7 protein-coding genes are annotated in these 9,133 nt (G+C 69.6%); 5 read left to right on the top strand and 2 right to left on the bottom strand.

Annotation, left to right across the window (positions count from 1 at the left end):
- On the bottom strand, nucleotides 1-3,219 hold a 3,219-nt coding region (locus tag VF794_RS18000; RefSeq protein ID WP_331112034.1), incomplete at its 3' end, for an SNF2-related protein.
- Nucleotides 3,220-3,381: 162 nt separating this feature from the next.
- Between VF794_RS18000 and VF794_RS18005 the strand changes: the two genes are divergently transcribed.
- Together VF794_RS18005 and VF794_RS18010 are read left to right on the top strand one after the other, a co-directional pair.
- Nucleotides 3,382-4,368 carry a D-glycerate dehydrogenase gene (locus VF794_RS18005; RefSeq protein ID WP_331112036.1) on the top strand — a complete coding sequence of 329 codons (987 nt, stop codon included), beginning with the start codon at nucleotides 3,382-3,384 and terminating at the stop codon, nucleotides 4,366-4,368.
- Nucleotides 4,365-4,928, top strand: a complete 564-nt coding sequence (locus VF794_RS18010) for an adenine phosphoribosyltransferase (RefSeq protein ID WP_331112038.1) — start codon at nucleotides 4,365-4,367, stop codon at nucleotides 4,926-4,928. The genes VF794_RS18005 and VF794_RS18010 overlap by 4 nt, the downstream gene beginning before the upstream one ends.
- Nucleotides 4,929-4,933: 5 nt before the next feature.
- Here the strand turns inward: VF794_RS18010 and hflX are convergent, their stop codons facing one another.
- Nucleotides 4,934-6,307: a GTPase HflX gene (gene hflX / locus VF794_RS18015; RefSeq protein ID WP_331112040.1), complete on the bottom strand. Its 1,374-nt coding sequence runs from the start codon at nucleotides 6,305-6,307 to the stop codon at nucleotides 4,934-4,936.
- A gap of 230 nt (nucleotides 6,308-6,537) precedes the next feature.
- On the opposite strand from hflX, the gene VF794_RS18020 reads away from it, so the two are divergent.
- From VF794_RS18020 to VF794_RS18030, 3 genes are all read left to right on the top strand, one after another.
- Complete coding sequence (locus VF794_RS18020) at nucleotides 6,538-7,935, top strand: sugar transferase (RefSeq protein WP_331112042.1); 1,398 nt, start codon at nucleotides 6,538-6,540, stop codon at nucleotides 7,933-7,935.
- Nucleotides 7,936-8,000: 65 nt separating this feature from the next.
- Nucleotides 8,001-8,741, top strand: a complete 741-nt coding sequence (locus tag VF794_RS18025; RefSeq protein ID WP_331112044.1) for an SDR family NAD(P)-dependent oxidoreductase — start codon at nucleotides 8,001-8,003, stop codon at nucleotides 8,739-8,741.
- A 127-nt stretch (nucleotides 8,742-8,868) separates the two neighbouring features.
- On the top strand, nucleotides 8,869-9,133 hold a 265-nt coding region (locus VF794_RS18030; protein WP_331112046.1), incomplete at its 3' end, for an SH3 domain-containing protein.

The raw sequence follows: 9,133 nt of genomic DNA on the forward strand, positions 1-9,133 counted from the left end.
CTTGCGCTTCTGCAGGCTGAGGATCTTCTCCTCCACCGTGCCGCGGGTGATGAGCTTGTAGCTGATGACGGCGCGCGTCTGGCCGATGCGGTGCGTACGGTCCGTCGCCTGGTCCTCCACGGCGGGGTTCCACCACGGATCATAATGGATGACGTAGTCGGCCGCCGTGAGGTTGAGACCGGTGCCGCCCGCCTTGAGGCTGATGAAGAAGAGCGGGGGGCCGTCGGGACGGTTGAACTCGTCCACCTTGCCCATGCGGTCCTTCGTCCGGCCATCCAGGTAGAGGTAGCCCAGGCCGCGCCGATCCGCCTCGCCCTTGAGCAGCTCGAGCATCTCGGTGAACTGGCTGAAGACGAGCGCGCGGTGGCCCTCGGCGACCAGGTCGTCCACGAGCTGGCCGAAGCGCTCGAGCTTGGCGCTCGCGGGCAGGAGCGTGCCCGGGGGCATCTTGAGCAGCCGCGGATCGCAGCACACCTGACGCAGCCGCATGAGCGCGGCGAGGATGGAGACGCGGCTGCGCTTGAAGCCCATCTTCTCGATGGACTCGCTCACCTTGCGGCGGCTCTCCTCGAGCACCTCGCGGTAGAGCGCCGCCTGGCCCGGCTCCATCTCGCACCACGCCACGCTCTCCGTCTTGGGCGGCAAGTCCTTGGCGACCTCCGTCTTGAGCCGGCGCAGGATGAAGGGCTGGATGCGGCGGCGCAGCCGGTCGCGCACCGCGGTGTCGTTGGCCACCTGGATGGGCTGCTCGAAGCGGTCGCTGAAGCCCTCGGCGCTGCCGAGAAAGCCCGGCATGAGGAAGTCGAAGAGGCTCCACAACTCGCTCAGCCGGTTCTCCAGCGGCGTGCCCGTGAGCGCCAGCCGCGTGTCGCTCGGCAGCGACTTGCAGGCCTGGGCGGTGGCGCTGTCCGCGTTCTTGATGTTCTGCGCCTCGTCCAGAATGATGTAGCGGAAGCCCACCTGGCTGAGCGCCTCCAGGTCGCGCCGCACGAGCGCGTAGGAGGTGAGCACGAGGTCCGCCTCCTTCAGGTCCTCCACGCGCTCCTTGCGATCCTGTCCGTGCCAGACGACGACCTTGAGGCCCGGCGTGAAGCGCTCGGCCTCGCGCTCCCAGTTGGCGAGCACGCTGGTGGGGGCCACCACGAGCGACGGCTTGCGCCCCTCGTCGTTGGCCACCTTCTGAAGGAGGCTCAGCGACTGGATCGTCTTTCCGAGACCCATGTCGTCCGCGAGGATGCCGGACAGGCCGTGCCGGTGGAGGAACCACAGCCAGGACAGGCCCGCCTCCTGGTAGTGGCGCAGCGTGGCGTTGAGGCCCTCGGGGAGCGCCACCTTGGGCACGCCGTTGGTGTCGCGCAGCTCGGTCATCGCCTTGCGCGCCTTGGTCTCCACCTCGGTGAACTCGCCGAGCTCGACCAGCAGGTCCAACGCGACGGCCTGGTGCAGCGGCAGGCGCGTGCGGGTGCGACCGGGCATGGCGCCGGCCTCCTCCAGCAGATCCGCCGCGCGCTTGAGCTCCGCGGGGTCCGCCTCGGCGAAGGTGCCGTCCTTCAGGGGAACGAAGCGCCGGCCCGAGTCGAGCCACATGCGCACCGCGCCCAGGTCCACCGCCTGGTCATCGGTGATGAACTCGGCGTCCAGGTCGAACCAGCTCACCCCGCTCATGCCCACGCGGATGCGGGGCCGCAGCTTGGGCCGCAGGCGCACCTTGGGGGCCTGCACGCCGTAGCGCTCCCAGTCGTCGGGCAGCGACGCGAGGCCACGCGCCCAGAACTCGATGGCGCTGTCCCCACTGCCCTCGTAGGCGTGGCTGTGGCCGTCGTAGCGCAACCCCATCTCCTGGAGGCGCTTGCCCGCGGCGCGCTCGGTCTCCTCGCGGCGCCGGTACAGCTTGCGACCATCCGTGCCCACGCCACTGGCGTAGCCGAGGTGCGCGGCCGTGGGAGACACGGGGACGGTGGTCTGCCCGTAGCGCGCGGCGAGCTGCACCTTCACGCGCTCGGGCGTGCCCTCCATCGTGAGGACGAAGCGGGGCTCCACCGACTCGTCCACGTCGATGTTGTCCGCCTTGAGCGCCATGCGGAAGCGCGGCAGGTGGGCGGCGAAGAACGTGAGCACCCGGTCGAGCTGGCCCACCGGGAAGGACATGGTGGGCTCCAGCAGCCACTTGCGCACCAGCCGGGGCGGCAGGTTCGGCTCCACGGGATGGAGCGACTGGCCGGTGATGATCCACGTGCTCATGCCCGCCAGCAGGATGGTGTCCTTGAGGGACAAGCTCGTCCCGTCCGGCATGAGCAACTCGATGCGGGCGGTGGCCCCGTCCGCGCGGGACTCCAGGTGGATCTGCGGGCGCACCGGCTCCTCGGAGAAGAGCAGCGCGGTGCCGCGGTAGATGACCCGGCGCTGGCGCAGGAGCTCGAGCAGCTCGCACAGGTCATCGTCGGAGAGGACGATGCGCGAGTCATACCGCTGCTCGTGCTTGGCGAGGATGATGAAGACGCGCTCGTCGGCCGGGGCGATGCGGGTGCCGGCCTGGAGCATGCGCTTCACATGCACGGGCCCCTTCATCTGAGCGTCCTGACGGCGCACGTCCATCAGCCAGTGGCGGCCTCCAGGGCCCGTGCTGGAGGGGGTGAGCCGGTAGAGGAACTCGTAGTCCGGCTGAGAGGAGAGACCCAGCCAGCTCTCCACCTTGGCGAGCGCGGGCAGGCTCACCGCGTCTCCCGGCGGTGCGTCCAGCTCGGGGACGGGGGGCTCGGAGTCGGCGGACGGCTCCTCGTCGGGCGGGAACTCGGGCGCCGCGGCGGCGGACGTGGGCGCCGGCGCGGGAGTGGAGGCGATGGCGTTCGCGGCGTTCGCCGCATTCGCCGCGCTCGCGGCGATCATGGAGGCCCGCAGGCGCGCCGCGTAGACGAGCGCCACGGCCACCACGTGCTCGCAGTGCGGCCCGTAGGCGTTCGAGGACGGGCAGGTGCACTTGGAAGTGGCCTTGCCATCGCCCACTTGCAGGGTGACCTCGAAGCGCTCCTCGTTCGAGGCGGCGCTGGCCACCTGGGCGCTGATGAGGTTGCCCTCGCGTTGGACGCCGAAGACGCGGCGGGTCTCCGCAGCTTCGCGACCCTTCTTGAAGGTGATCGGCTGAACCTCCGCCTTGAGGGCGCGCAGCCACTGCCCATCAGGCGGGAAAGGGGCTTCTCGTGTGTCGGCGATGGAGGGCACGTTCTCGCAAGTCCCTTGGTCCCCCCGGTACGAGGGGAATCCGGTCGATTACCACAGACGGGGCAACCGCTGTCGTGGGAAAAATGATGTAGGGGTGGCCGGGCGATGGTCGCTCGGTCATCCACCGCACGGCTCGCGGCTGTGCGAGCATCGGCGGTCGAAATGGAACGCTCCACACGCCCCCGAGTTTTCGTCACGCGACAACTCCCTGGAGACTCGCTCGCCCGGCTGGCTGAGAAGGTCTCACTCCGCGTGTGGGAAGAGCCACTTCCTCCTCCACGAGAGGTGTTGGCTGCCCAGGCCCGGGAGGCCCAGGGGCTCATCACCCTGCTGACCGACCGCGTTGACGAGCCCCTGCTCGCCCAGGCGCCCGGCCTGCGGGCCGTCAGCAATGTGGCGGTGGGTTACGACAACATCGACGTGGCGGCATGCACCTCGCGCCGCATCCCCGTGGGCAACACCCCTGGCGTCCTCACGGAGACGACGGCGGACTTCGCCTTCGCCCTGCTGATGGCGCTGGCGCGGCGGGTGGCGGAGGCGGACACCTACGTGCGCGAGGGCCGCTGGAAGACGTGGGAGCCCGGCCTGCTGCTCGGCACGGACGTGTACGGGGCGACGCTGGGCCTCGTGGGCCTGGGGGCCATCGGGGCGGCGGTGGCCCGGCGGGCGCGCGGCTTCGGGATGCGGCTCCTGTACGTCAGCCGCCAGCCCCGGCCCGAGCTGGAGGCGGAACTGGGGCTCACGCGCGTGGACAAGGCCACGCTGCTGGCCGAGTCGGACTTCGTCTCGCTGCACGTGCCGCTCAACGCCGGCACCCGGCACTGGCTGGGACGGGCGGAGTTCGCGGCGATGAAGCGCGGGGCCTTGCTGGTGAACACGGCGCGTGGCCCCGTGGTGGACCAGACCGCGTTGGCGGAGGCACTGGCGAGCGGGCACCTGGGCGGCGCCGCGCTCGACGTGACCGACCCGGAACCCCTCCCCTCCGACAGCCCGCTGTTGAAGCTGCCCAATGTCCTGCTCGCCCCGCACATCGCGAGCGCGAGCCACGCCACCCGTGGACGCATGGCCTCCATGGCGGTGGATAACCTCCTCGCCGCGCTGGAGGGGCGCAAGCCGCCCCACTGCGTCAACCCGGAGCTCTTCCCATGAGCCTCGACTCCCCCCTCTTCACCCCCGGCCACGACTCCACCCTCATCGAGGACGTGACGGCGCGCATCCGCGACGTGCCGGACTTCCCCAAGCCCGGCATCGTCTTCAAGGACGTGACGCCAGTGCTGGCGGACCCACGCCTCTTCGGCCGCGTGGTGAACGCGATGGCGGCGCCCTTCCGCGGCCGGCACATCTCGAAGGTGGTGGGCGTGGAGGCGCGCGGGTTCCTGCTGGGCGCTCCCATCGCCCTGGCGCTGCACGCGGGCTTCGCACCGGCGCGCAAGCCGGGGAAGCTCCCGTGGAAGAGCGTCACGGAGCGCTACGCGCTGGAGTACGGCGACGACGGGTTGCAGCTGCACGAGGACGCGGTGGCGCCCGGGGAGCGGGTGCTCATCGTGGACGACCTGCTCGCCACGGGCGGCACGGCGGAGGCCACGGCGAAGCTGGTGACGAAGCTGGGCGCCGAGGTGGTGGGCTTCAGCTTCCTCATCTCGTTGGACTTCCTGCCCGGCCGCGAGCGGCTCGGCCGCGAGAAGGTCTGCTCGCTGCTCTCCTATTGAACGCGCTACTCGGCGCGGGTCAGCCTGGCGATCGCCGCGGGGAGCGCTCTGACCTTCAGCCGTCGGCCGGTCTCGTCGAAGGCCTCGGAGATGACCCGGGCATTCTCGTACACCTCGCTGACGCGCCCCTGGCGGGCGTAGGGAATCACCAGCTCCGCCTCGACCATGGAGCGCTCGAAGAACTCGATGATGGTCTGACGGAGCGCCGCGACATCGTCCGGCGAGTGCGCCGAGAGGACCAGCGCCTCGGGATGCCGCTGGAGCAGGGCTTCCCGGTCCTCGGGAGAGAGCCGGTCCGCCTTGTTGAACAACAGCCTGCTCGGAACGCCCTGGGCTCCGATCTCGCGGAGCACGGAGCGGGTGACCTCGAGCTGGGCCTCCCAGGTGGGGTCGGAGGCATCCACCACGTAGAGCAGCAGCGAGGCCTCCAGCGCTTCATCCAGCGTCGAACGGAAGGAGGCCACGAGGTCGTGCGGCAGCTTCTGGATGAAGCCCACCGTGTCCGAGATCAACACCCGCGGCCGGGTCTCCGGTTGCAGCGCCCGCACCGTGGTGTCGAGGGTGGCGAAGAGCTGATCGGCGACCAGCACCTCGCTGCCCGTCAGGGCGCGCATCAGCGAGGACTTGCCCGCGTTGGTGTACCCGACCAGCGCCACCCGCAGCTGGTCCCTCCGGGCGTAGCGCCGCTGATCCTGGTCCTGCTGGATGGCGGCGAGCCCCTCGCGCAGCTCGGCGAGCCGGTCGCGAATCTTGCGGCGATCCAGCTCCACCGCCGAATCACCGGAGCCCCGGCCTTGTTGGCGCTCGCTGCTTCCCGTCGACTCGCGCATGCGCGGGGCGAGGTAGTTGAGCCGAGCGATCTCCACCTGCATCCGCGCTTCACGGCTCCGCGCGTGGCGGTGGAAGATGTCCACGATGACGCCGGTGCGGTCGAGCACCATCGCGCCCGTGGCCCGCTCGAGGTTGCTCAACTGGCTGGGCGAGAGCTCATGGTCGACCACCACCACCGTGGGCCGTGCCGCGGCCTGTTCCCCGTCGGCCTCGGTCGCCGGTTCCACCACGGGGTTCTCCTCGGGCGCGTCCTCCTCTTCGGCCTCCCAGCGCTCGCGAGCCTTCGACTTTCGATCCTGCGCCCCCGAGGGCACGACGCCGGAGCCCCCGGTGAGCCTGGCCAGCTCCTTGAGCTTTCCGGTACCGAGGACCGTCCCCGACGCGACGCCTTCGCGGCGCTGGGTCACGGTCGCGACGACCTCGTAACCGAGTGTGTGCACCAGTCGCCCGAGTTCAGCGAGGTCGGCGGCGTGGTCGGTGTCCGAGACGCTGGGGAGTTGGACGCCCACCAGCACGGCAAGAGGGCGAGCGGAAGAGGATTTCGACATGATGCCCTCTAACACGTACGTCGTGTCGAAACCCGCTTGAGCGAGCAAGCGGTGAGAGCGCCCGGGTGCACTGTGGCGGAATGCCACGCCGGGCAGTGTGGCGGGACGCCCCAGTGCATCCTTCCGCCCCAGTGAAGGAGGGGCTCCCACGAGGCCCGGGTGCTGGAATCCCGGGGGGGCTGCTTCCGGTGGAGCCGTGGCACCGGAGTTGCTCCAGGGCACGCGCACCCATGGAAACAACCTCCTCTCGCGGACGCCTGGCACCGGGCTCCACCTCGAAACTGAACCTGTTGGTGGATGTGCTGCTGGGCGTGGGAGCCCTCGTGGGCGCCATGGCACTGATGGACCCCCCCCTCCAGCCGGGAAACCTGGACATGTGGTTGCTGGCGAGCCTCGGAGCACTGACGTGGCTGCTGGCGAGCACGGCGCTGTGCCTTTATGACCCGCGCTTCTCGGACCGGTCGGCGCTGGATGACCTGGCGCTCCTCTCCATCGCGGTGGTGGGCACCACGGGCGTGCTCTTCCTGGCGCGCCCGCTGCTGGCCTCGAGCCTGTCCATGGTGGCGCTGAGTCTCTTCCCGGTACTGCTGTGGACGGCGGTGGTGGGCTCTCGGCTGCTGCTGTTCCGGCGACTGGCGCGGCGGGAGGCACCGCTGGACGAGGCGCTCGTGCTGGGCATCGGCGCCCTGGGCCGGGTGACGGGGGAGGAGCTGACGGCGCATGGCCGCCGTCGTGTCGCCGGCTACCTGTCCTTCAGCGGTGAGCAGGCCGCCCCTGGCTCGTCCCTGCCAGTGCTGGGCCGGGTGGAACGACTGGAGGAGGTGCTGTGCACGGTGTCGGTGGACGTCATCTACATCGCGGGCAACGCCCAGAAACACGCCCAGGAGATGCAGGCGGCCATCAAGCAGTGCGAGCGCCTCGGCATTCCCTTCGCGCTGCCGATCCACTCCTTCCGCATGGATCGGGCTCGCCCGCTGCACGTGGCGGGGGACGGCTACCTGCACTTCGTCACGCACGCCCCGCAGCCGCGACAGATGGCCCTCAAGCGCCTGTTCGACATCACCGTGTCTGCCCTGGCGCTGGCCGCGCTGTCGCCGCTGCTGGTGGGAGTGGCGGCCCTCATCAAGCTCACCTCGCGAGGGCCCATCTTCTTCAGGCAGAAGCGCGTGGGGCTGCATGGCAAGCCCTTTCACATGCTCAAGTTCCGCTCCATGGTGGTGAACGCCGAGGAGCTGAAGGCGAAGCTGGCGGCGCTCAACGAGCAGACGGGGCCCGTCTTCAAGATGAAGAACGACCCGCGCATCACGCGCATCGGCCGCTTCATCCGCAAGTACTCCATCGACGAGCTGCCTCAACTCCTCAACGTGCTGCGCGGGGAGATGAGCGTGGTGGGGCCTCGGCCGCCCATCCCCAGCGAGGTGGAGAAGTACGCCACGTGGCAGCGCCGCCGGCTCTCGGTGCGCCCGGGGCTCACCTGCATCTGGCAGGTCTCCGGCCGCAACCAGATCTCCTTCGAGGAGTGGATGTACCTGGACATGCGCTACATCGACCACTGGAGCCTGGGCACCGACCTGGGACTCATCCTGAAGACGGTGCCGGTGGTCCTCACGGGCAGCGGGGCGAGCTGAACCACCCTGCTCTTGCTCCTGGCGTCTCCTCGGAGGAATCTCGTCGCCTCTACCCAGGAGGCAACGTGTCTTTCGAGAATCGAATCGTGGTCGTCATCGGAGCCAGTGGCGTGGTCGGCTCCGGCGTGGTGCGGAAGTATCTCGACGCCGGGGCGACGGTGGTGGGCGTCTCGCGGAGCGCGTCGAAGCTCGAGCAGCTCAAGCAGCAGATGAAGATCCAGGGCTCGGAACCCTTCGTCCCGGTCGTTGGCGACTTCAAGGACGAGGCCTCCGCCGCCGAGGCGAAGAAGGCCGTTGGCGCCGCGCTCAAGGGGAGGCCGATCGACCACGTCGTCTCGGTCCAGGGCTTCGTCGCGTTCGCCAAGGCCCCGACGAGCACTCCCCCGGAGGAGCTGAAGGCGGCGCTCGATGACGGTCTCTTCAACAACCTCCTGGCCGCGAAGGCATTCCTCCCCGACCTCAAGGACCGCGAGGGCTCCACCTTCACGCTGGTGAGCGGTGGCCTCGCCCACATGCCACCTCCCAATGTGTCCTTGTGGCTGGGCACCGTGAAGAACGCGGCGCTCAACGCCCTGACGCACGCGCTGGCCGCGGAGACCGCCAACGACAAGGTGCGCCTCAATACCCTCTGCATCCACTTCGGCATTGCCCCCGTGGGAGGCGACAAGAACCAGTTCGGGATGACCACGGAGGGCGACACCCTGCGCCTCGCGCCCGCCTTCCTGGGCGTCGCGCGCGGCACCCAGAAGGGCCAGCTCCTCTGCCTGGGCTCGTTCGCCGACGCCGACAAGTTGAGCGGGCACTGAGCGAAGACCGACACGGGGAGGCCAGGGCCATGGCCCACCCCGCGTTTTATCTTGTGGGATATTCTGGATTTCGTGTTTTCCTGGTAGGTGAGGGCTGTTCGTCAGGACCCTCTTCCCCCAGGACGCCATGCGCAACTCCATCCTCACCCCCCTTGTCTGGGCTCTCGCGGGCACGCTGGTCGCGTGCGGCGGCGGGGAGTTCTTTCCCCATAACGAGCGGCTCATCGCGGCCAAGGACGGCCAGCCCGGGCAGGTGGAAGCCCTGAACGGGCAGCAATTGGAGGCAGGCACCGAGCTCGTGGCTCTGGAAAACGCCAACCTCCGCCGCGAGCCGTCCACCAGCGCGGCGGTCCTGGCGGTGGTTCCCAGGGACGCGACCCTCAAGGTGCTCG

The organism is Archangium sp. (assembly GCF_036389735.1).
Classification (GTDB): Bacteria; Myxococcota; Myxococcia; order Myxococcales; family Myxococcaceae; genus Archangium.